This is a genomic window from Jannaschia sp. M317 (assembly GCF_025141175.1).
GTDB lineage: Bacteria > Pseudomonadota > Alphaproteobacteria > Rhodobacterales > Rhodobacteraceae > Jannaschia.
Window position 1 is genome coordinate 1083686 of the sequence record NZ_CP081155.1, and the last position, 21401, is coordinate 1105086.

At 64.6% G+C, this 21401-nt stretch carries 20 protein-coding genes; 9 read left to right on the forward strand and 11 right to left on the reverse strand.

All coding sequences use genetic code 11. From position 1 onward, the window contains the following. Positions 1-95: 95 nt before the first annotated feature. The 3 genes from K3551_RS05700 to K3551_RS05710 all read left to right on the forward strand — a co-directional run bounded on the left by K3551_RS05700 (position 96) and on the right by K3551_RS05710 (position 2833). Positions 96-446 (forward strand): H-type lectin domain-containing protein, encoded by a 351-nt coding sequence (locus tag K3551_RS05700; protein ID WP_311199769.1) that lies wholly within the window; start codon positions 96-98, stop codon positions 444-446. Between the two features lie 66 nt (positions 447-512). Further along, complete coding sequence (locus tag K3551_RS05705; protein ID WP_259918419.1) at positions 513-1850, forward strand: aminotransferase class III-fold pyridoxal phosphate-dependent enzyme; 1338 nt, start codon at positions 513-515, stop codon at positions 1848-1850. Continuing rightward, a complete protein-coding gene (locus tag K3551_RS05710) occupies positions 1847-2833 on the forward strand; it encodes a type I glyceraldehyde-3-phosphate dehydrogenase (protein ID WP_259918421.1) in 987 nt (328 codons plus the stop codon). Before K3551_RS05705 ends, K3551_RS05710 begins: the two co-directional genes overlap by 4 nt. Here K3551_RS05710 and K3551_RS05715 read toward each other — a convergent pair. The 10 genes from K3551_RS05715 to K3551_RS05760 all read right to left on the reverse strand — a co-directional run bounded on the left by K3551_RS05715 (position 2830) and on the right by K3551_RS05760 (position 13707). Further along, a complete protein-coding gene (locus tag K3551_RS05715) occupies positions 2830-4719 on the reverse strand; it encodes a beta-galactosidase (RefSeq protein ID WP_259918423.1) in 1890 nt (629 codons plus the stop codon). The two genes, K3551_RS05710 and K3551_RS05715, sit on opposite strands and share 4 nt — an antisense overlap. Beyond that, positions 4716-5582: an SMP-30/gluconolactonase/LRE family protein gene (locus tag K3551_RS05720; protein WP_259918425.1), complete on the reverse strand. Its 867-nt coding sequence runs from the start codon at positions 5580-5582 to the stop codon at positions 4716-4718. Before K3551_RS05720 ends, K3551_RS05715 begins: the two co-directional genes overlap by 4 nt. A gap of 4 nt (positions 5583-5586) precedes the next feature. After that, the gene (locus K3551_RS05725; protein ID WP_259918426.1) at positions 5587-6204 is read right to left on the reverse strand and encodes a 2-dehydro-3-deoxy-6-phosphogalactonate aldolase; all 618 of its coding nucleotides are present in this window, start codon (positions 6202-6204) and stop codon (positions 5587-5589) included. Next, positions 6201-7082, reverse strand: coding sequence for a 2-dehydro-3-deoxygalactonokinase (locus K3551_RS05730; protein WP_259918428.1), 882 nt, complete (start codon positions 7080-7082; stop codon positions 6201-6203). The genes K3551_RS05725 and K3551_RS05730 overlap by 4 nt, the downstream gene beginning before the upstream one ends. A 1-nt stretch (position 7083) precedes the next feature. Continuing rightward, positions 7084-7851, reverse strand: coding sequence for an SDR family NAD(P)-dependent oxidoreductase (locus K3551_RS05735; protein ID WP_259918430.1), 768 nt, complete (start codon positions 7849-7851; stop codon positions 7084-7086). 100 nt (positions 7852-7951) lie between these two features. Further along, complete coding sequence (locus K3551_RS05740) at positions 7952-10000, reverse strand: alpha-galactosidase (RefSeq protein ID WP_259919492.1); 2049 nt, start codon at positions 9998-10000, stop codon at positions 7952-7954. Positions 10001-10160: 160 nt separating this feature from the next. Then, entirely contained in the window at positions 10161-11009 is an 849-nt protein-coding gene (locus K3551_RS05745; RefSeq protein WP_259918432.1) for a carbohydrate ABC transporter permease, read from the reverse strand. A 3-nt stretch (positions 11010-11012) separates the two neighbouring features. Continuing rightward, positions 11013-11357 (reverse strand): MmcQ/YjbR family DNA-binding protein, encoded by a 345-nt coding sequence (locus K3551_RS05750; protein WP_259918435.1) that lies wholly within the window; start codon positions 11355-11357, stop codon positions 11013-11015. Beyond that, positions 11357-12304, reverse strand: coding sequence for a carbohydrate ABC transporter permease (locus tag K3551_RS05755; protein WP_259918436.1), 948 nt, complete (start codon positions 12302-12304; stop codon positions 11357-11359). Before K3551_RS05755 ends, K3551_RS05750 begins: the two co-directional genes overlap by 1 nt. 161 nt (positions 12305-12465) lie before the next feature. After that, entirely contained in the window at positions 12466-13707 is a 1242-nt protein-coding gene (locus K3551_RS05760) for an ABC transporter substrate-binding protein (protein WP_259918437.1), read from the reverse strand. 139 nt (positions 13708-13846) lie between these two features. Between K3551_RS05760 and K3551_RS05765 the strand changes: the two genes are divergently transcribed. The 6 genes from K3551_RS05765 (at position 13847) to dctP (ending at position 19768) form a co-directional block, all read left to right on the forward strand. Then, positions 13847-14641, forward strand: coding sequence for an IclR family transcriptional regulator (locus K3551_RS05765; protein WP_259918438.1), 795 nt, complete (start codon positions 13847-13849; stop codon positions 14639-14641). Between the two features lie 3 nt (positions 14642-14644). After that, positions 14645-15700, forward strand: a complete 1056-nt coding sequence (locus K3551_RS05770) for an ABC transporter ATP-binding protein (protein WP_259918441.1) — start codon at positions 14645-14647, stop codon at positions 15698-15700. 231 nt (positions 15701-15931) lie between these two features. Beyond that, positions 15932-16690 (forward strand): DeoR/GlpR family DNA-binding transcription regulator, encoded by a 759-nt coding sequence (locus tag K3551_RS05775; protein WP_259918443.1) that lies wholly within the window; start codon positions 15932-15934, stop codon positions 16688-16690. 189 nt (positions 16691-16879) lie between these two features. Then, positions 16880-17371 (forward strand): TRAP transporter small permease, encoded by a 492-nt coding sequence (locus tag K3551_RS05780; protein WP_259918445.1) that lies wholly within the window; start codon positions 16880-16882, stop codon positions 17369-17371. Further along, complete coding sequence (locus K3551_RS05785; protein ID WP_259918447.1) at positions 17371-18663, forward strand: TRAP transporter large permease; 1293 nt, start codon at positions 17371-17373, stop codon at positions 18661-18663. Before K3551_RS05780 ends, K3551_RS05785 begins: the two co-directional genes overlap by 1 nt. A 37-nt stretch (positions 18664-18700) precedes the next feature. Then, entirely contained in the window at positions 18701-19768 is a 1068-nt protein-coding gene (dctP, locus tag K3551_RS05790; RefSeq protein ID WP_259918448.1) for a TRAP transporter substrate-binding protein DctP, read from the forward strand. 29 nt (positions 19769-19797) lie between these two features. Here the strand turns inward: dctP and K3551_RS05795 are convergent, their stop codons facing one another. Next, complete coding sequence (locus K3551_RS05795) at positions 19798-21363, reverse strand: methyl-accepting chemotaxis protein (RefSeq protein ID WP_259918450.1); 1566 nt, start codon at positions 21361-21363, stop codon at positions 19798-19800. Positions 21364-21401 lie beyond the last annotated feature (38 nt).

A 21401-nucleotide genomic window follows, 5' to 3' on the forward strand; every position in this document is an offset into this window, starting at 1 on the left:
GTCATCTTTGATACCTCAGGCCCCGGACAGCGTCCGGGGCCTTTGCGTTTCCAGCCCCGTCACGGCACAAAGGTCCAAGCCACGGGGGAGCCACCATGATGCGCAAGTTGCGCAGCCATCAGATCGGCCTGGACCAAGGGTCGGAGCCGATGTTTTCCGACTTCGACACCGACGGCCCCATGTGGGCGGGCGATGGTCCACGCGAGGTGCGCCGCCGCGTCACTTTTGACACGCCCTTCAAGGATCCCCCGGCGGTTCTGACCGCATTGGCCATGGTCGATCTGGCGGCGGGCGCGAACCACCGGGTCGATCTGAGCCATGACGCCGTCGACGCCCAGGGTTTCGATCTTGTCTTCCGCACCTGGGGCGATACCCGTGTGGCGCGCGTCCGTGCCGACTGGAGCGCCATCGGTGCCATGCCGGATGACGACGACTGGGATTTGTAAGGATACGTTTCCGCCTTTGACATCGCCGCCTGTCGCCTTCCAATGCTGCAACCGGAGGTGCCTGCCATGCGCGACGACAATTTCCTGACCGAGATGAATGCCCGTCACCTGTGGCATCCCATGGCGCACCCCGGCGAGATGCAGGCAGCCCCACCCAAGGTCATCACCGAGGCGGCGGGCGTGCGGATCACCGACCTGGACGGGCACCAGACCATCGATGCGGTGGGCGGGTTGTGGAACGTGAACCTGGGCTATTCCTGCGCGCCGATCAAACAGGCCATTGCCGATCAGCTGACCCGGCTGCCCTATTATTCCGCCTTCAAGGGCACGACCAACGACGCCGCGATCGAGCTGTCAGTCAAGCTGGCCCAGATGTTCGCCCCGGACGGGATGACGCGCGCGTTCTTCACCTCTGGCGGGTCGGACAGCGTGGACACCGCGTTGAAACTGGCGCGGCAGTATCACCGTATCCGGGGGCAGGGGACGCGGACCAAGTTCATCGCGCTCCGCAAGGGGTATCACGGAACCCATTGGGGCGGGGCCAGCGTCAACGGCAACCCGCAGTTCCGCGAACCCTATGAGCCGATGCTCCCCGGCTGTTTCCACGTCCCCGCGCCCTATCCCTACCGCAATCCCTTTGGCGAAGACGATCCGGAACGCCTGGCGCAGCTTTGTCTCGCTGCGCTGGAAGCCGAGATCGAGATGCAGGTGCCCAGCACCGTCGCCGCCTTCATCCTGGAGCCGGTGCTGGGCGCGGGCGGCGTGATCGTTCCGCATCCCAGCTTCATGCCCGGCGTGCGCGACATCTGCGACCGCCACGGCGTCCTGCTGATCGCGGACGAGGTGATCACCGGCTTCGGGCGGACCGGCTCCGTCTCCGGGTCGCGGCACTGGGGGGTGCAACCGGACCTGATGACCTTGGCCAAGGCAATGACCTCGGGCTATTTCCCGATGGGGGCCGTGCTGGCGAACGATCGGCTGGCCGAAGTGTTCGAAGGCGACCACAGCGGCATGATCGGCACCGGCTACACCTATTCGGGCCACCCCGTCGGCTGTGCCGCCGCGCTTGCCTGTCTGGCCGAAACGGAACGTCTGGCCGTCTGGGACCGCGCGCGGGCGCAGGGCGGGCGGCTCATGTCGGGGTTGCAGGGCCTGCGCAAACACGCGGCATTGGGCGACGTCCGGGGCGAGGGATTGATGTGCGCGCTGGAAATCGTATCCGACCGCGACGCGCGCACGCCTGATGCGGCCCGCGCGGGCCGTATCTTCGAGGCGACCTACAAGGCCGGTGTCATGGTGCGCTGGTCCGGGGCCAACCTGATCATGTCGCCACCGCTGATCCTGTCGGACGCGGAATGCGATGCCATCGTCGCGGCGCTGGATACGGGTCTGTCCTCGGCATGAGAGTTTTCATCAACGGGTTCGGACGCATCGGGCGGTCGATCCTGCGTGCGCATTTGCAGGGGGCCGGACATTTCGACGTCGTGGGCATCAACGACATCGCTCCGCTGGAAACCTGCGCCTACCTGTTCAAGTACGACAGCGTCTTTGGCCCCTGGCCCGACGATGTGCGGACCAAGGATGAAACGCTTCTGATCGGCGGTCGTGCGATTCCCTTTCGCCGCACGCCTGACCTGCGGACCCTGTCTCTGGGTGGCGTGGATCTCGTGATGGAATGCACTGGCCGCACCGACAACCGGCCAGAGGCGGAACGCGGCCTGCTGGCCGGTGCCGCCCGCGTGCTGATGTCCGGGCCTTCCGCGGTGGCGGATGCGACCATCGTGCTGGGCGCCAACGACGCGACGCTGACCCCGGCACACCGCATCGTGTCCAACGCGTCCTGCACGACCAACGCGGTGGCCCCCTTGCTGGCCGTTCTCGATCAGGCCTTCGGCGTCGCGGGCGGGTCGATGACGACGATCCATTGCTACACCGGCAGCCAGCCAACGGTGGACATGCCGATGGGCACGGCACTTGCCCGCAGCCGCGCGGCGGCCTTGTCGATGGTGCCGACCACGACCTCTGCCGGGCGCTTGGTGGATCAGGTTTTGCCCCACCTCGCGGGCCGGGTGCCGTGCCAGTCGGTGCGCGTGCCCGTGGCCAGCGTCTCGGCGGTGGACCTGACGTTCCTGCCGGAACGCCCCGCCACGCCAGAGACGGTGAACGCGGCAATCGCAGGGGCGGGTGGCGTCGTCGGCGTCGAAACCGCACCCGTCGTCAGCAGCGATCTGCGCGGACGCACCGAAAGCCTGATCCAGATGCCGGCTGAAACCCGCGCCGCCGGGGCCGGGCTCATTCGGGTTTTCGGCTGGTACGACAACGAATGGGGGTTTGCGAACCGGATGATCGAGCTGGGCAGCCGGATGGGGGCCTTGCCCGCACGTTAAAGCGGCAGGCGCAGCACCCCCGCCGCGGGCACCTCCTGCCCGTCGAACATCCGCGCTTCGGCGGCATAGTTGAACACGAACCGCTCCGCCCCGGTATCTCGGATGCGCAGACCCTCGGGCAGGGTGTGGACCTGCAATCCGGCCTCGACCGCCAGCGCGCCCAGAATCCGGTCGGCGGCCACGCGGTTGGGCCAACCGGCCAGATGCAGCCGCTTGCCGTCGCGGATCAGGACGGGCGTGCCGTCCAGCGTCGCCTCGATGACCTGCGCCTCGGTCTCCAGCGTTTCCAGCCATTTCACCACGGTGCCGGTATTCGCAAGCGGGCGCGGCGTGTCGGCGGGAAAGGTTTCCTCCATGACCGAACGCGCGGCCAGGCCCGGCAGGTCCGGCCCCAGCGGCACGCGGAACGACAACTCGGGCGTCTTCAGGTCGCAGCGCGGGCCGGTCAGGACCAGTCCCTCTGCCGCCGCCATGGCCCCGCGCAACACGTCCGGAATGGTCAGCAGTCCCGGCACCAGAACCAGGCCATAGCCAGACAGATCCCCGGTATCTGGCGGCAGGATGTCCACCGACAGGCCCAGACGTCGCAACGACCGATAAAGGTCGAGGCACAGTCCGAAGTAATCGAAATCCGCCCCCTGAGGCTGCGCCTCCCAGGCCCATTGCGAGGCATAGTCGAAGATCAGGGCGACCGGTGCCTGCGCGGGGGTCACGTCGGGCGCATCCGCCAGTTCACGCGCCACCTGCGCCGCCTCGTGATAACCTGGGGCTTCGACTGAATCGGATCGCAACAGGCCTGCGTGCTGCTGTTCCTGCGCGAACGGGGCCTGTCGCCAACGGAACCAGGCAACGGTTTCGGCCCCATGGGCAAAGGCCTCCCACGACCACAGCCGGACCATGCCGGGCAGCGGGGCGGGGTTCCAGGGGGCCCAGTTCACCGGGCCCGGCTGCTGTTCCATCACCCACCAGCGCCCGCGCCCCACGGCGCGATAGAGGTCATGGTGAAAGGCCTGAAAATCCGGGTCGCCCTGGCGCATGTAGGCGTCGCGGTCGCCGTCCGGCACACGGTCCAGCAGGAACCCCATCGGGTAGCTGTCCCAGGTCGCGATCTCCATGTCCGCGCCCACGGCGAAATGATCGAATTCCAGCACGCGCCCCATGTAGTTGTGCGAAATCGGCGCGTCGGAATGGGCCCGGATGGCCGCCACCTGCGCCTGGTTGAACCGCACCACCTCGTCGCTGGCAAAGCGGCGAAAGGCCATGACATGGGCCGGGTTCGGCTCCGTCACGGTCAAGTTGGGCAGATCGACCTGATCGAAGCGGTCGTAATCCATCGACCAGAAGATGTTGCCCCAGGCCTCGTTCAATTGCGCAGGGCTCTGATAGCGGCGGCGCAGCCAGTCCTGAAAAGCGCGGCGCGCGTTGTCCGAATAGCTGATCGTGGTGTCGTGGCAGCCGTATTCATTGTCGGTCTGCCAGGCCCCGACACGGTCGCCATAGCGTTCGGCCATCAGCCCCGCGATCCGCGCGGCATCTTCGCGGTAGCCATCGTGGCTGAAGCAATAGTGCCGCCGCGACCCGAACTTGCGCGGGTGCCCCTGGGCGTCGACCGCCAGCATGTCGGGATGCCGGTCCAGCATCCAGCGCGGCGGCGTCGCGGTGGGCGTGCCCATCACGACCTGCAAGCCGGCAGCGGTCAGCACGTCCACCGCCCGGTCCAGCCAGTCCCAGCGCAGGTCACCCGGCGCGGGTTCGATCCGCGACCAGGCGAACTCGCCGATCCGCACCCAGGTCAGGCCCAGATCGACCATGCGGCGGGCGTCTTCGGCCCACCAGGCTTCGGGCCAGTGTTCCGGGTAATAGCAGGTGCCGAGCGTGCGTTTCACAGCACGACCCGATGTTCCGCCTGACCCTTTTGGCCCAGGTCCGCGACCCAGGTGCCGCCACTGCCGGGGGCATGGTCCAGCGATCCGTCCGGCAGGTCGACCGTGGCCGAGGTGACGAACATCTGCGTCAGGTCCGGCCCGCCAAAGGCCGGGCAGGTGGTATGGGCCGAGGACACGCCCAGCGCGTGTTTGAACGCGCCGTCCGGTCCGTGACAGGCGACCCGCCAGGCACCCCACTGCGCAATCCAGACATTGCCATCCGCGTCACAGACCGCCCCGTCCGGGTTCAACCCGACGCCGGAATAATCGACAAAGACCTCGGGCTTGCCCGAAGGCCAGCCGGCGCGGTCGATATGCTGTTTCCAGATCACGCCGGTGGCCGTGTCCGTGAAATAGGCCCACAGCCCGTCAGGCGAAAAGCAGATCGCGTTCGGGATCGAGACGTCCTGATACAGCTTGCGGATCTCGCCCCGGAAATAGCGATAGATTGCGCCTGCGGCAGGTTCCGCCTTGTATCCCATGGTCCCGATCCAGAAGCCGCCCAGCGGATCGGCGCGGCCGTCGTTGGACCGCGTGCCGGGATTGTCGTCTTCCAGCGTGGCAATCCGCTCGCGTGCACCGCTTTCGATGTCGAAGGTCCAGAAGCCGGTGGCGCTGGCGACCAGCAGGCTGTCGCGGTCGACCCAGCCCGCCGCGGTGACCGGCTCGTCCCAGTCCCAGGACAGGGCTTCGTCACCGACCCGGCTCAGCATCTTGTTGTTCATGATGTCGAACCAGAACAATTGCTGTCGTTCCGGGTGCCATAGCGGACCTTCGCCCAGGGCGCAGGGGCGGGCGTCGAACAGGCGTGCGGCGACGGTCACAGGTTCAACCCCGGCTGGCGATGGCGGCGTCGTAGGCGGCGACAATGCCGCGCGCACGCTCACCGATCTGCTCGACCGTCAAGCCCGGCACATAAGAGGCGGTGCCAAGACCGAACCCATTGGCCCCCGCGTCCAGCCAGTCGCCAAAATTGTCCGGCCCGGCCCCGCCGACCGCGTAGACCTGCGTGCCCTTCGGCAGGATCGCGCGGATCGCCTTGAGCCCGCCAACCCCGGCCATGTTGCCGGGAAACAGCTTCAGCCCCGTGGCCCCGGCCTTGAGGGCAACAAAGGCCTCGGTCGGGGTGAAGATCCCGGGCCAGCTTTCGAGGCCCAGCTTGCGGGTGTGGGCGATGACCTCGGGGTCGGCATTGGGCGACACGATGATGCGTCCCCCCGCAGCGGCCACGGCCTCCACGTCGGCGGTGGTCAGAACGGTCCCGGCCCCGATCACGGCGCGGTCGCCGTGGGCGTCGACCATCGCCTTGATCGAGGTCAGCGGCTCGGGCGAATTGAGGGGGATTTCGATCGTGGTGATGCCCGCGTCGATGATGGCGGCACAGGCGTCAACGGCGATATCGGGGGTAATCCCCCGCAGGATGGCGATCAGGGGGCGGGCGGTCATGGCAATTCCCTTGCGGTTGTCAGGCCGGCGTATGTCATCGCGTCGGCAGGAAGGATGCGGGGGGTAACCCCCTGAGAAGATAGCGCCGCCGCATAGGCGGGCGTGGTTTTGCCGGATCCGGTGATGACGACGTCGCGGCCCAGCCACCAGGGCCGCGTTGCGGCCAGTTCGGACCCGATCAGAAGGCCCGACAGAACCGCGCGGGCCACGCCCGCCTCCTGCCCGGTCAACAGGTCGGCGGCGCGCAGCTCGAACAGGCGCGCGGTCAGCATCTCCGGCTTCGACAGCGCGTCGGACACGGCTTCGAGGAAGGCGTCCTCGGACCAGCCGTCACCCGCCAGCGAATGCCGCAGCACCGTCTGTTTCGTGATCGTGGCGAACAGCTCTCCGGTCATCACGGTGCGGAAACTGACGACCTCGTCGGCGCTCAGGTGGCACCATTTGGTGTGGGTTCCCGGCAGGCAGGCGACCCCGTCGAAGCCCGGTATGGCCCGCAGGATGCCCGCGATCTGGGTTTCCTCGCCGCGCATGACGTCCGCGTGCGGCGTGACCTGTTTCAATCCGGGCACGATCCGCACCGACAGGCGCGGGTCCTTTGTCGGAACCGTGGTCAGGCCGGTGCCCAGCGCCGGGCAGGGCACCGCCGAATAGCGGGCCTCGACCCAGCCCTGGCGCGCGCCGACCATGCCGCAGCACAGAACTTCGGTCGGCCCCGCGACCCAGTCGTCGGCCAGCGCCAGCAGCGTCGGCTCGAACTCCTCGGGTGTCAGGGAGTTCATGCCCTTGTCGCTGGCGCGCGTCTCAAGCGGGGTGTCGCCTTCCATAAGAGAGGCGCGCAGGGCGGTCGTGCCCCAGTCTACAGCGATCCAGCGGGTCATATCAGCCTGTTACCACAACTCCGCCGTCCACGACCATCGCCTGTCCCGTCATCATGCGGGACGCGTCGGAGGCCAGGAACAGCGTCGGATTTACAATATCTTCGGGCGCAATCGTATCTTTCAGGCACTGCCGTTCCAGATGGGCGGCCAGGCTTTCGGGGTCGGCCCAAAGGTCCAGCTGCTTTTGCGTCAGAACCCAGCCGGGGGCCAGCGCGTTGACGCGAATCCGGTCGGGCCCGAATTCACGCGCCAGCGACCGGGTCATGCCGTTGATGCCGGAATTGCAGGTCGTATAGATCGGATAGCCCGCGTTCCCCATCATGTAGCTGATCGAGGTGAAGTTCACGATGTGGCCATAGCCCACTGCTTTCATGCCGCGGATGGCATGCTGGCAGGCAAAGAAATACGCCTTCAGATTGATCGCCTGGGACCAGTCGTAGAAATCTTCGTCGACGTCCAGCGTCGCGTGCCGTTTGTCGTTGGCGGCGTTGTTGATCAGACGGGTGATCGGGCCATTGGCCTCGGCCGCCTGATCCATCGCGCCGCGCAGCGCATCCATGTCGGTGATGTCACCTTGGATGAACAACGGCCGGTTGCCGGTCGCATCCGCGACTTCGTCGACGAATGCGCTGGCGTCCGAGCGCCCGATAAAGGCCACCTTGGCCCCCTGGCGCAGGAATCCCTCGGTCAGGTTCGCCCCAATGCCAGAGCCGCCCCCGGTGATGAAGACAGAGGCGTCTTTGAGGTCGGAATAGGTCGCGTTTGTCATGGCTTGCGGCTCCGGGGTCTGCGCTGCGTATAGCGGTCTGTTGCGGGGGTCACACCGTGGATTCCCGCAGGATTCTGGTTAAATGGGGTGCGGGGGCCGGTCACAACCGGCGCCCCTCCAGGACCCACATCGTATCTGGATAATTCCAGGGCAGGGTGACGCCATGGTGCATCAGCCAGGTGCCCGAAACTTCGATCGCCTGCTCTTTCAACAGGGGATACCCGCGGCTCAGCGCCGGGGCGTTGTGGCGGTTGATCAGCTCCACGCGGTAGCGGGCGTCAGGCTCCAGCGAGGTCAGGCGCAGGGGCCGGGGCGCGATCTGCGCCGAGGTGCCCGCCTTGCCGGCAAAGACGACGAATTGCTCACCCTCGCGGTGCTGCTGCTGTTCGGCCAGGACGCTGGGGTCGGGGCTGTCGAGCAGGTGGATGTCTGCCGACAGCATCCATTCCCGGTTGGCCTTCCACCATGCGGTGACCTCCGACAGGACGGCGACCTCGTGATCGTCCAGCTCTCTGGGGTCCATCTCGAACCCCATGTGCCGCTGCGCCGCGACCCAGGCGCGGAAGCTGATGTCCAGCATCCGTCCAGAGGTATGGCACCGACGCGGTCCGACATGGCTGCCGGTGACGGCGACCGGAAGGAACAGCGCGGCGTCGTGCTGAATGCGCAGCCGTTCCAGGGCATCGTTCGAATCCGACAGCCAGACGCGCTGCGTGCGTTGCAGGATGCCGAAATCGATCCGTCCCCCGCCCGAGGCGCAGCTTTCGATTTCCACCATGGGGAAATCCGCGCGCAACCGGTCGATCAACGCGTAGGACCCGCGCGTCTGATCGGCGTCGGGCATCGGCAGGACGCGGTTGTGGTCCCATTTGATGTAGTCGATGTCATGCTTGGACAGGATCGCGGCCATGCGGTCGTAGATGAAATCCCGCACTTCCGGCAGGGCCATGTTCAGCGCCTTCTGCGCCCGGCCCAGCGTCTGATCCTCGCCGCCCAGTGCCCAGTCGGGGTGCGCCCGGTGGATGTCGCTGTCGGGGTTGATCATCTCCGGCTCGAACCAGATGCCAAAGGTCATGCCTTCGGCGTGGCAATGCTGAATCAGCGGGCCCAGGCCATCGGGATACTTGCGCGGGTCAACCTCCCAATCCGACAGGGACCGGGTGTCGTCGTCGCGCTGGCCGAACCAGCCGTCGTCCAGCACGAAGCGTTCGGCCCCCAGCGTGGCCGCGCGCGACGCGATGTCCTTCAACACGTCCAGCTTGTGATCGAAATAGACCGCTTCCCAGCAGTTGTAGTGCACGGGCCGGGGATGGGCCTGCCCCTTGGGCCAGGTCACGATCCGGTCGCGGACGTGGCGCTGGAAGGCAACGGCGCAGCCGTTCAACCCGTAGGGCGAATACGTGACATAAAGCGTCGCGCTCTCGAACCGGGTGCCCGCCTGGGTTTCCATCCGCGAGGCATGGCCCCACTGGATCTGGCGGCGCCCGTCCGGCAGCTCTTCGGCGATCATCTTGTGCCCGCCGGACCACCCGTAGTGGAAACCATAGACCTCGCCCTGGGTGTTCGTCGCGCCAAGGCACGGGATCAGCAGGCCGGGGAAATGTTCGTGCCCGGTGCGTCCCGTGCGGTTTTCACGGAACCGCATGCCGGGCGACCAGCTGGTGCGGTTCAACTGGAACTCTCCGCACCAGCGCCCGGACACGTCGATCATCTCGTCGGACTGCTGCGGTGCAGGCAGAACCGGGGCCGCCAGCCAATGCAGATGCACCTGGCGATCCGTTTCCAGAATCGTCTTGGCGGTGATGATCCGGGTCCGGTTGTCGGTGGTGAACCGGAAGGTGATGGTCAGGCCGTTGATCTTGTCATCGTAGACCAGATCGAGACTGTCTTCGTCCTGCACCGCGTCCTTGAAGCAGAACTTCGGCAGCATCGGGGTGCCATCGTGGTCGCGCAGGATCAGACCCGGCTGACCGGGAAAGGTCCGCACGGCCTCGGGCGAAAGGCTGACATCCGGGTTTTCGTCCAGCATGCCGCCGGTGACGTCGATGGCATGGGCCCGGGCCAGCGTGTCGACCGGGGCATCGGCGGGCAAGGGCGGCCCCCAATAGACGACCTGCGGCAACCGGTCCCCGGTCGCGGCCAGCAACATGGTTTGCCGCCCGCCCGTTTCGGGGTGGGTGTCATCCAGCCGCCAGGTCCGGATCGAATGGTCGACCTTTTCGGCCACGGCGCCAATGGGAAGTGCCGACGCGGAGATCGCGTCGGCAGAAGGTTTAGAGGACATGGAATGGTCCCGAACTGGAGGGTTCTTACTTAACGGCACCTAGGGTCAGGCCCGCGATGAAATGCTTCTGCATCAGGAAGAACATGGCAACCGGAGGCAGTGCCGCGACGATACTACCAGCGCTCATCAGATGGTAGGCCGCACGGAACTGCGAGTTGAAAGAAGTGATGCCCGCGGTCACCGGCTGGCTGTCCGGTCCCTGCGTCAGCACGATCGCCCAGAAGTAATCGTTCCAGATGAAGGTAAAGATCAGCACCGCCAGCGCCGCCAGGGCGGGCTTCATCAGCGGCATGACGACATACCAGAAGATCTTCCATTCCGCGATTCCCTCGACCCGCGCCGCCTCGATCAGCGGGAAGGGCAGGGCGCGGATGAAGTTGCGCATGAACAGCGTGCAGAACCCGGTCTGGAAGGCGATGTGAAACAGGATCAGACCGGTCTTCGTGTCATAGAGGTTCAGGTTGATCGTGAAATCGCGCACCGGAACCATCAGGATCTGGAAAGGCACGAAGTTACCCGCGATGAACATGAAGAAGATCAGCAGGTTGCCCTTGAACTTGTACACGCCCAGCGCAAACCCGGTCATGCACGACAGGGCCACGGTCCCGATCACCGTGGGAATGGTGATCCAGAGCGAATTCCACAGATACCGCGGCATATCGCTCTCGAAGAAGACCTTGCCGTAGTTGTTGAACATCTCGAACGAGCCGGGAACGCCCCAGTAGTTGCCGTTGGTAAAGTCGCTGTCCGGCTTGATGGAAAACAGCGCCACGGCGATCAGCGGCAGCAACCACATGATCAACGCGATGGGCAGGATCACCTGATAGCCGATCTGCCACTGGCGGGAGGATTTCTCGATGGGGGTGGGGAACATCTGTCAGGCCTCCGGCAGGGCATTGCGGGTCGCGGCGGGCAGTTTTGACCGGATCAGGTCATAGCTCACGCGGATGCGGTGGGTGGCTTCCTCGACGTCGGTGGTGTCGAAGGGCAGCCGAACCCAGGATTTATGGAAATACGGGGCGCGGACGGCGGGGCCCGCGTCGATCAGCATTTGTGACGTCTCGACCGAGTCGGTTTTGACCGAGACGCCGGTCATGTCGCCGTCGCCCCCGAAACAGGCGAACATCTTGTCGCCCACCTTCCAGCTCACCAGCTCGGGCGGGTGGGCCAGAACGGCGCCCGGCAGGGCCCCGCAGATGGTGTCGGCATCAGCGCGGGTCATCAGCGCGCGCCTTTCTCGTCCTGGTACATCGACCACAGGAAGTAGGCGATGAAGAACAGCATGATGACGAAAAGCACGACCGCGATGGCGGCCCCATAGCCCATCCGGAACCCGAATTCGGCCAGCGCCTTTTCGAACATGTAGAACGACAGCACGCGGGTGGACCCGAACGGTCCGCCGTTGGTCATGATGGAAATCAGGTCAAAGGACCGCAGCGCGCCGATGATCGTCACCACAAAGGCGATGAAGGTGGCGGGCTTCAGCTGCGGGATGATGACATACCACAACATCTTGGGGCCCTTGGCACCATCCAGACGCGCGGCTTCGATCTGCTCGGGGTCCACGGCGTTCAGGCCGGTAAGATACAGGATCATGCAATAGGCGGTCTGCGGCCAGAGACCGGCGGCGATGATGCCATAGGTGGCCGTGTTCGGGCTGCCCAGGACGTTGACGCCGTCGATGCCGATCCAGCTCAGCATGATGGACAAAAGGCCGACGTCCGGCAGGTAGAACCAGGAAAACACCAGGCCGACGACGACCTGCGAAATCACGAAGGGGAAAAAGAACAGCGACTTGTACAGGCGAATGCCCGTGACCGTCTGGTTCAGGAACAACGCGATCCCAAGGCCCATGGGAATGGCCAGCAGATACAGCAGCAGCCACTTCAGGTTGTTCCAGAGCGAAATGTTGAAGTTCCGGTCCGACACCAGCTCCTGATAGTTGCCCATGCCGATGAATGTGCCGCTTTCCTGAAGGTCACCCAGCCCGTCCCAGGCGTAAAAGCTGACCTGAAAGGACTGGAAAATCGGGATGATGACGTAGGCCGCAAAAAACAACAGACCGGGGGCCAGGAACAGCCAGGGCGTGATCGCGATCTCGTTTCGCCTGTACCAGCTGCGGGTCTCTACCGGCGGTTGGGTGTCGGGAACTGCGGGTGCATTGACCATGCGGGCCTCCTGTCAACGGCAGTGCGGGATGTGAGTCCGGCACATGCGGAAACGTCCGGGAACGTTTGCGGATGGGTCGGGGGGTGCAGGGCGGCGTGAACCCCGCCCTACGGGGTGTCGGTGTGGGTCGGGGCGGCGATGCCGCCGCCCCGACCGGCCGATCACTTGTAGACGCGGGCGCGTGTCTGCTCCAGGCGGCCCAGGATGTCGTCCAGGTTGTCCGGGAACACCATGAACTCCTGCAGGCCTTCCATGCCGGCGGCGGCCATCTCGGCCGGGAAGTCCCGGTCGAAGAACTGGGCGATGCCGCCCGTGGCGTTCGTGGTCAGCATCTCGAAGCCCTGGTTCAGGAACTCGTCATCATCCACCGAAGAGGCGGCGTTGACGGGCAGCTGGCCCAGCTTGTCGCCCGCGTTGATCGCGGTCTGCACGTCGGCCGTGGTGACGAACTTCAGGAACTCGCGCGCGGCTTCCTTGTTGTCGGCACCCGACGGGATGTGGAACGTGTCGATCGGCGCATCCTCACCCTGCGGCACGTCCGCGATGGTGGGGAACTGGTAGAAGTCGATCTGCTCGTCCGTCAGGCCGGCATCGCGCAGCGAGGCCACGGCGAAGTTACCGATCAGATAGGCGGTTGCGTCGCCGCCGGTCATGAAGGGCAGCGCCTCCTGCCAGGAGTAGTTCTGATGGTCGTCGATGAAGGCGCCCATGTCGATCAGCTTGCGCCAGTTGGCAAACGTCTCACGCACACGATCGTCGGTCCACTCGACCTCGCCACGGGCGAGCTGCATGTGGAAGTCGAAGCCGTTGGTCCGCATGTTCAGATAGTCGAACCAACCGCCGGCGGTCCAAAGGAACTTGGTCCCGATGGCATAGCACTTGCGACCCGAATCGAGGATCACCTGGCAGTTGGCCATCTCTTCTTCGAAGGTGGCGGGCTCTTCGATGCCCAGCTCGGCAAAGATGTCCTCGCGGTAGTAGATGCCCCACTGGTAGTAGGTATAGGGCACACCCCACTGCTTGTCGTCGATGGTCAGCGCGCCCTTGACGGCGTCCAGACCTTCGATGTCGCCCCAGATGTCCGAGACGTCTTCGAACAGGCCCGCGTTCACATAGGGGCCCATGCGGTTGGCGGCGTACCAGTTGATGACATCGGGCGGGTTCGAGGTCAGCGCGTTGCGGATCTGACCCTTCCAGCCGTCACGGTCGACGATTTCCAGCTCGATGTTCAGACCGGGGTGCATTTCCCCGAACTGAGCAACCAGACCTTCCATCACCGCGCGCGGTGCAGGGTTGGACATGTCCGAAATGATTCGCATGTCACCGGACAGCGCGTGGCCGTCGGCGAAAGCAGCTCCAGACATGATGGTAGAGGCGGCAAGAGCCGTCAAAATGGATCGCATATTATCCTCCCGATGCGTCCTGAACGGGCCCCGAGGGACCCTATGACAGGTTCCATTAAATGAAACCTAGTTTCTTATATTGAAAACTGTCGGACTTTCTGGCTAGGCTGTCAACAGGATTTGAGACTGGGAGGCTCGAATGAACGTCCAAAGGGAGGGAAGCGACGGCACAGTGGGCAAAGCGCTCGATGTGCTCGACCGCGTGGCGGCCTATGGCCGGCCCGTCCGTTTTTCGGAGGTTCTCGAAGAGTCGCCCTTTCCCAAGGCCACGCTCTACCGGTTGCTCCAGACGCTCACGAATCAGGGCATGCTGACCTTCGATCGGACCCACAACACGTACTCGCCCGGCATGCGGCTCGTGCGTATGGCGCATGCCGCCTGGGCCCAGTCATCCTTGGCTCCGGTGGCGCGTCAGCACCTCGATGACCTGTCCGGGCTTGTCGGTGAAACGGTGCACCTGGCGCAGCTTGACGGGGCGCATGTCCTTTATGTGGACAAACGGACGCCGGCTGCCGCGTTGCCGATGTATTCCGACGCGGGCAAGGTCGGTCCGGCCTATTGCACCGGCGTCGGCAAGGCGATGCTGGCCTGGCTGCCCAAGCCGGAGCTGGATCGCGTCCTGGCGCAACAAAGCTGGCACCCCTTTACCGACACGACGCTGACCACCCCCGAGGCGCTGATCGCGGAGCTGGCGGTGATTCGGGCAGAGGGGCACGCCTTTGACCGCGAAGAACACGAGCGGGGCATTCAATGCATCGCCATGCCTGTCCTGTCACCGGGCGGGCACGTGCGGGGGGCCGTTTCGGTCACCTCATCCGTCGCGCGGGGTCCCCTCGCGCAGATGGAACGACACCTTCCGCATCTCACCGATGCGGTCACGAAGATAGCCGGAGACCTGCGCGATTGGCGTTTCCCGGACAAAAGAGAAGGATAGACAATGGCAGGCGTAGAACTTTCTGACGTCATCAAGCGCTACGGTGACGTGCAGGTGATCCATGGGGTCGACCTGGAAATCAAGGAAGGCGAGTTCTGCGTCTTCGTCGGCCCGTCGGGCTGCGGCAAGTCCACGCTCTTGCGGATGATTGCGGGCCTCGAGGAAACCACCGACGGCAAGATCATGATCGGTCCCCGCGACGTGACCCGCGAAGACCCGTCGCAGCGCGGCGTGGCCATGGTGTTCCAGACCTACGCGCTCTACCCGCATATGACCGTGGGCGAAAACATGGGGTTCGGCCTCAAGATGAACGGCCACCCCAAGTCCGAGATCGACAGCAAGGTTGGCGAGGCCTCGCGCATCCTCAAGCTGGACGACTACCTCAAGCGCAAGCCCGCCGCCCTGTCCGGTGGTCAGCGTCAGCGGGTCGCCATTGGCCGCGCCATTGTGCGTGGTCCCGAAGTGTTCCTCTTCGATGAGCCGCTGTCCAACCTGGACGCCGAGCTGCGCGTCGAGATGCGGGTGGAAATCGCGCGCCTGCACAAGGAAATCGGCGCGACGATGATCTATGTGACCCACGACCAGGTCGAGGCCATGACCATGGCCGACAAGATCGTGGTGCTGCGCGCCGGACGTATCGAACAGGTCGGTGCCCCGCTGGAGCTGTATCGCAACCCCGACAACCGATTCGTCGCGGGCTTCATCGGGTCGCCGTCGATGAACTTCCTGGCCGGGACCGTCAAAGGCGGCGCGGTCGAGGTTCCCGCGCTCGCCGCCACGGTCTCGCCGCAGGTCACCCTGCCCGCAGAGGGCAGCAAGGTCATCGTCGGCATGCGCCCCGAACACCTGGAATTGTCGCAGGGCGGAACGCTCTCGGTCGATCTGACCGAGGCGCTGGGCGGCGTCAGCTACGCCTATCTGACCGCCCCCACGGGCGAGAAGATGATCGTGGAAGAACGGGGCGATGTCCGGTCCAACGATGGTGACAAAGTCGGGCTGTCGATCGATCCGTCGCGGATCATGGTCTTCGACGCCCAGACCGAAGCGCGCATCCGCTGACCCGGAACCGAGCGGGGCAAGGCCCCGGCCCGGTTCCCCCAAAACGTAAAAAAGCCCTGCGGGGAATACCCCAAAATGGGGCAGACTGGCGGTCCGAAGGTGATTCGGGCCGCCTCTTTGTTTGCGTACGTCAGGGGGGGGCGACGGTGGAAATGAAAGCCGGCCGGAGTATTCGCTTTCGTTTCTTTCGTTTTGCTGCCAGGGTGTGACATCGGCATCCCGGGGGGAACGATGCTCACGCACCGCCAGCAGAAAATTCTCACATTGATCGAGGACACGTCCCGCGTGCGGGTCGAGGATCTGGCCGACCGGTTCGCGACGTCGCCACAGACCATCCGCAAGGATCTCCAGGCGCTGGCGGAATTGCACCACGTGGTCCGGTTTCATGGGGGCGCGACCCTGGTCGGCGGTGCGGAATATTCCCCCCCGGCAGAGCGGGAGGGCGAGGCCCATGCCGCCAAGGCGTCCATCGGATCGGCGGTCGCGGCCCGCTTGCCGCCGTCTGGCGCGCTGTTCTTGAACGCGGGCACGACGACGGTGCAAGCCATCCGCAAATTGACCGGGGCCCGGCAGTTGCGCATCATTGTGGACAACGTCGATCTGGCAGCAGAAATCAGGTCATACCAAGGGGTTGAGGTCATAGTCCCCGGCGGTGCAGTACGCCGGAGCGACGGCGCAATCCTCGGGGCGGAGGCGGTGGACTACATCCGCCAGTTCCGCCCCGACTACGCCGTGATCGGCGCGGCGGCGGTGGCCGAAGACGGGGGTCTTCTGGACTACGACCTGGCCGAGGTTCAGGTCTGCCGTGCGATGATGGAATACGCCCGCCACGTGATCCTGGCGGTGGACGGAACCAAGTTCCGCCGCACGGCACCGGTACGGTTCGGTCACCTGTCGGACATTCATACGCTTGTCACGGACAGCAGTCCAAAATGGCTCACACCGCTTTGCATGGATTGCGAGGTGGAACTGGTCCTGGCCGCGGGGTGAACCGACAGGATGCTTGACAGGTGCTTTCGAATTCGCGCAAATCGAAAGTAACGCGCTGATGCCGGGGCCACAGCCCCTCCCTTCAGCGCCAGGGGAGGACATATGGCCTGGTATCTAAGGGCGGCGCACGTCTTGGCGAAGGTCAATGCGCCCATTCTAACTGTCGGAAGAGCCTTGGGAATTTTCTGCATGGCCATGATGGTCGTGTTCATCCTGATCCAGGTTTTCTGGCGCTACGTCCTGTCCAATCCGCTGCCGTGGCCCGAAGAGGCGGCGCGATTTCTGATGCTCTGGCTGATGATCGTCGCCCCCACCGCGCTCCGCCGCGGTGGCTTCGTTGCGATCGACATGATCCAATTGGTCCTGCCACGCCGCGCCGGTATCCTGCTGACCCTGTTTCTTACGGCGATCTCGCTGCTTGTCCTGGTCGTGGCCGCTCAGATCGGATGGTCGGAAGTCACTGGTTTCTCGGGAAGATTCAAGACATCCTCGCTCTATTACCCAACCTTAGGTGGCTGGGAAAAGATGCCTCGCAGCTGGATGATGGCCTCGCTTCTGGTTGGTATCCTCATGATGGTTCTCGTCACCATAGAGCTGATCTTCCGCCAGATCGCGATGCTTGGCGGGCGCGAGGATGAGCTGCCCGTCATCCCCCATACCGACACCGTAGGAGCCGAATGATGCTTGTCTGGTTCCTGCCGCTCTTTCTCGTTGTCCTCATGGTCGGGCTGCCGGTGTTCTTTGCGCTGCTGGCCGCACCCGGAATTGTGCTTGTCCTGAACGGGGACGCAAAGGACCTCGTGCTGTTGTATCGTAATACTTACAATGGGATGGACAGTTTTCCCCTGATGGCGATCCCGTTCTTCATGCTCGCCGGCGAGATGATGAACAGAGGCGGCATCACGCTGCGCCTGGTGGAGTTCGCCCAGGCCTGCGTCGGCCATTTCCGCGCGGGGTTGGCGCAGGTCAACATCTTGTCGTCAATGTTGTTCGCGGGCCTGTCGGGGTCCGCCGTGGCCGATACCTCGGCGCTTGGCTCCATGCTGATCCCTGCGATGGAAAAGGAAGGCTATACCCGCAAATTCGCCGCGGCCGTCACCGCGGCCTCCTCCGTGATCGGCCCGATCATCCCGCCCTCGGGCATCATGATCATCTATGCCTACGTGATGGAGCAGTCGGTCGCGGCGCTGTTCCTGGCGGGCATCCTGCCCGGTGCGCTGGTCGGTATCGGTCTGATGATCGTCACCAACATCATCGCCCGCCGCAACCCGGATGCCATGCCTGCGTTGAAACGACGCGCGACCTGGCCGGAAAAGGGTAAGGCCTCGCTCAAGGCGTTCTTCCCTTTGCTCACGCCGGTGATCATCCTGGGCGGCATCCTGCTGGGCTGGTTCACCCCGACCGAAGCCTCGGCCGTGGCGGTGGCCTATGCCGCGATCGTGTCGATCTTCATCCTGCGAGAGATGAAGATCTCGGACCTGCCGGACGTGCTGGGCAAGGCTGCGATCATTTCGTCGGTGGTCCTGTTGCTGGTCGGCGCGGCCATGGCGTTCAAGACGGTTGTCGCGCTCAGCCACGCGCCGGAAACCCTGGCCGCGATCATCCTGTCGCTGTCGGACAACCCGCTGATCCTGTTGCTGTTGATCAACCTGCTGCTTTTCATTGTCGGCATGTTTCTCGACGCGGGGCCCGCGATTATCATCCTGGGGCCGGTGTTGGGTCCGATCTTTACGTCACTTGGCGTTGATCCGGTTCATTTCGCGATCATCATGTCGGTCAACCTGACGGTCGGACTGGCGACGCCACCTATGGGCCTTGTGCTTTTCGTGGCCTCATCGGTCAGTGGCGAACGGGTCGAAACCATCGCCAAGGCGATCCTGCCATTTCTCGCGGTCGAGATCTTCGTGATCTTCCTCATCACCTATGTGCCCGCGATTTCGCTGGCCGTGCCGCGCTTCTTCGGCTTCCTTTAATTTCAATAATCACCGGTCCAACAGGGAGAGAGACCTCATGAAACTCAAGACACTGCTGACGTCCGCCGCACTGGCCGCAGCCGTCGCGCTGCCCAGCATCGCCGCGGCCGACGGGCATGCGATCAACATTCGCGCCACGGCGAACTCCAACGAGAACGACGAAGATTATGACGGGCTCGTCGTCTTCAAGAACTACGTCGAGAACGCCTCCAACGGTGCCATCACGGTCGAGCTGTTCATCGGCACCCAGCTTTGCGGCAACGGGGCGGAGTGTCTGCAGGGCGTGGCGGACGGCTCGATCGATGTGTTCGTGACCACTTCGGGCGGGGCCGCCGGCATCTTCCCCTATGTGCAGATCTTCGACCTGCCGTATCTGATGGCCGATGATCGCATCGCCGAAGAGGTTCTGACCGGCACCGATCTGACCGCACAGCTGCGCGCCAAGGCGCTGGAAGATTCGGGCGACACCATCCGCATCATGTCGATCGGCAACACCGGCGGCTGGCGCAACTTTGCCAACACCGTGCGTCCGATCGAAGAGCCGTCGGACATGGAGGGGCTGAAGATCCGCACCGTGGTCGCCGACCTGCCGCAGGAGTTGGTGCGCGCCCTGGGTGCCTCGCCGACCCCGATCCCGTGGCCGGAGCTGTTCACCTCGTTCCAGACGGGCGTGGTCGAAGGATCCAAGAACGGCATCACCGACATCATGGGCATGAAATTCCCGGACGCGGGTCTGCAGTATGTCACGCTGGACGGGCACGCCTACATGGCGGCGGTCTGGGTGATGAACAACCAGAAGTTCCAGGAAATGGACGACGGCATGAAGCGCGTCATCGTTGACGGCTTCTCTGCCCTGCAGCAGGCGACCTTCGCCTCGCCCAAGCGCAAGTCGATTTCTGCCTACGAAGAGTTCGTGGCCGGTGGCGGCAACCTTTATGTGCCGACGCCCGAGCAGAAGCAGGCGTTCCAGGATGCGGCCGCACCGGTCTATGACTGGTTCGCCGAAAACGTGGACGGTGGCGAAGAGATGCTCGCCAATTTCCGTGCCGCCATCGCCGAGGCCGAAGCAGAGATCAACGGTCGTCGTGACGCCGAACTGAACTGAGCGGGCGGCGCGTCCCCCTCTCGACCGGATCAGGCGGCCTGCGGGTCGGCTGATCCATCCCACTCTTTCTTTTCGTCCCGTCGCGCGTCTTCGTCCAACTCGAAGCCAGCGACAAGTTCGGTCAATCCGAGAGTCGCGCCGCTGAGCTGGCGCGAGAGGGTCACCCCTTGCTCGGACGCCTCCACGTTCCGCTCCATGGATTGCGACATGGCCACCATCGTCTGTTCCATCATCCCAAACCGATCCGCCTGGTCCTCGTTCGTGCGGATGATGCCGTCGAACACCTCGCGCACTTCGCTCAGACTGATCTGGAGTTGGGTCAGGACCGCCTTTGTCTGGTCGGTACTGCGGCGCCCTGCCATGACCTGTTGCGCGTTCTCGGCGACCAGGGCGCGGATCTCTTCTGCGCCGTCGGTGACCCGGGTTGCGAGGGATCGCACCTCGGTCGCGACGACGGCAAATCCGCGCCCCGCTTCGCCCGCGCGCGCGGCCTCCACCGCGGCATTGAGCGACAGCAGATGGGTCTGGTGGGCAATCATGTCGATCAGTTCGGCCAGCCGTTGCACGGCGATGCTGCCTTCTTCGATCCGGCTCATGTTTTCCGTGATCCGCGAAATTCCGGTGCCGGCATCCCCTGCTTCTGCGCCGATCTGTGCCAGCGTGGCCCCCGCGTCCCGGGCCGCCTTTCGGTTTGTGTCTAGGACATCGCGCAAGGCCATCGCGCCGTCGGTCAGCACATCCAGGTTGCCGCGTTCACGTTCGTTGCGGTCACGCAGGCTGGCGGCCGCACGGTCCAGGCCCTGCGCTGCGTTATTCACCTCGTCGGAGGCGGCGCGGATGCGCGACAGAACGCGGGCCATCGCCTCGATCGAGGTGGTGATGTTGTCCTGCAAATCCTTGAAGTCGCCTCCGAAATTTCCTTGCATGCGGGTGTTCAGCCGACCCTTCGCCAGGTCGCTGAGCGCCGCCATGACGGATCGGAGGCCAACGGCCAACGTCTCCATCAGGGCATTCAGGTCGGCCCCGATCGCGGCCAGCGCAGGGTCGTCCACATCCTCATCCACCCGGTGCGACAGATCGCCCGCACGCGCGCCCCGAAGGACCGCGCCCAGCCCGTCGCGCAGCGTCGCGGCCAATTCGGCCCGGTCGCGCGCCTGCCGTTCCTCGTCGAGGGTGGCGAAGGCACGCAGCATACACATCAGTTCCGAGTTCATGGCGCGCAGGAAACTGCCCGCCCCGTCCGCGCCCAGCCCCATGAACCAAGACGTCCGTTTCAGCAGATCTCCCAGCATCAATGTCTGGAGCGCCTGATGAGATTGCGAGAAATATTCCATGCCCTGACCCCGTTCCGCCAGCCTTCGGGCAAGGCACAGGTGATGATCCTCCTCCGGTGCCTCGTCGGACGGCATGAAGGCCAGCGCGATGCGCCAATGCTCCTCTGCAAGGATCTCGGCGGGCACCTCTTCGGGCGGCACGCCAAGACGTTCGGCGTTCACCGTGCGCAGGTTACGGTCCAGGTCCAGCATGCAGATGCGAAAGACCTCTGCCGCGGTCTCGGGCGGGCGAGAACGGGCGAATTTCACGGCACTGGGCATCGTCGCGACTCGCGTTCGGGACAGGTGCGGTCAACCTA